Genomic DNA, 1733 nt, shown 5'->3' with positions numbered 1-1733 from the left:
TGTCCGATGTCGGTGTCGAGGAGGTCGAGGAGGTGGAGTTGGACGCCGCGGGTGATCTGGACGGTGGGCGGGTCGGTGATGTGGCCGATCCGCAGGGTGAGTTCGCCGAGGTGGTAGAAGATCATGCGGCCGGTCGGGCGGACCTTGCGATTGTCGGGGTAGAGGCCGGTCATGGTCTGTTTGGGGCCGAGGGCGCGTCTGACCTGGCGTTCGATCAGGCAGAAGACGAGCAGGGCCAGGCAGATGACCTGGATGAGGGCGGCGACGCGCCGGTTGTGCTGGACGAAGACCGGTGTGACCGCGAGTGGTCCCTTGAAGTCGTGGTAGCGGCGTTCGACCGTGCCCTGGCCCTTGTAGTGGATCAGGACCTGGCCCGGATCGGCCTGCTCGGGGAGCAGGGTGGTCAGCAGTGCGTACCAGCCGTCGACGGCGGCCTCCGCCGCCAGGATCTCCTGGTCGAAGTACCAGGTCAGGGATGGTGTCCCGGCGTCGTCCTCGGTGACGGTGAAGCGCAGGCAGGACGCGACACGGCGCTTCGCGGTGATCACACCGATGCGGGCGAGGACCTTCTCCGCGCTCTTGTAGTGCCGTCCGCCGGCCGTCGAAGCAAGCTTGTCCAGATCCTCGGCGGCTTTGGCCAGGCGCTTGTCGCGGGCGGCCTGCTGGCCTGCGGCGTTCGCGGTGGAATGGACCAGGATCCGCCGCACGGTGAGTTCGGGATCACTCTTCCTCGGCCCCCTCAGGGTGTGCGTGTCCTCCAGCACCCGGTAGCTCTCGCGCCGCCCGGCCGGCTTTGCCGCATCCCGGTCCGCCACCCAGTCCACGACCGTGGCGAGAGCGGGGTCGAGGGCGGCATAGACCCCGTCGTCGACCTGCGCGGCCGGGACCGGGGCGACGAACTGCACCCCGGCTGCCAGCAGCGCGGTGACGTTGGCGTAGGACACCAGCTTGGAGTCGGCGACCATCAGGAAGTCGCGGGTGCCGGCCATCGTGCGCAGGTCCTTCATCGCGCCGACGACCTGGGAAACCTCGGCCGCCGGCCCGTCAAAAACCCTGGCGTGCAGGGGAATGCCGCCATCAGCCGTCACCGCGAGTCCGGCCTGGACCTGCTTCAGGTCCACCCGCCGGTCCTTGGGGTGCCCGTAGCCGATGACGGGGAAGTCCTCGTCCTGGCCCTCGGCCGGGTAGGCACCGTGGACGGACATGCTGGTCATGTCCCAGTGCAGCCGGGACACATCGATGCCGAACTCGGCGATCGCCCGCGCCCCGACCGTGCCCGCGATGTGCTCCAGATGCGGGGCGACCGCATCCAGCGCCCGGGCGAGCCGGTCGTCATTGAGCAGGCCGGCCTCGATCCCGAAGACCTCCTCCACCGCCCAGCACCTGGCCCAGTCCTCCACCCGCACCAACGGTGCGGGCGAGGTCAGCCGGTTGGCCACCAGCGTCTCGATGACCTGCCCGTGCGTCACATGCGCACTCGCGCCACCGGGACACACCGCATCGACGATCCCGGCCAGGTCCAGCCGACGGGTGAACTCGGAAACGACAGGCAGAGCGCCCAGACGCTTCTCCACCACGGACGTCACCGCTACTTCAAAACGCTGACGCTCAGACCGTGGACGCGGGGACCGGGAAGACTTCGACACACCCCACCCAACGCCACACCCCGGCCCAGGGACACCCCCCGACCGGCCACACCATACGAATCAACGACCCGCGAAGTACGGGTCTAG

Annotated in this window: 1 protein-coding gene; it reads right to left on the bottom strand. The window is 69.0% G+C overall.

Going from position 1 to position 1733, the window contains the following annotated elements; genetic code table 11:
- On the bottom strand, nt 1–1577 hold a 1577-nt coding region (locus tag RB628_RS40450), incomplete at its 3' end, for an IS1634 family transposase (protein WP_318325638.1).
- Nucleotides 1578–1733 lie beyond the last annotated feature (156 nt).

The sequence above is a fragment of the Streptomyces sp. ADMS genome, assembly GCF_033441795.1.
In the GTDB taxonomy this organism is placed as follows: domain Bacteria; phylum Actinomycetota; class Actinomycetes; order Streptomycetales; family Streptomycetaceae; genus Streptomyces.
This window is presented reverse-complemented; position numbering and strand designations above follow the sequence as displayed.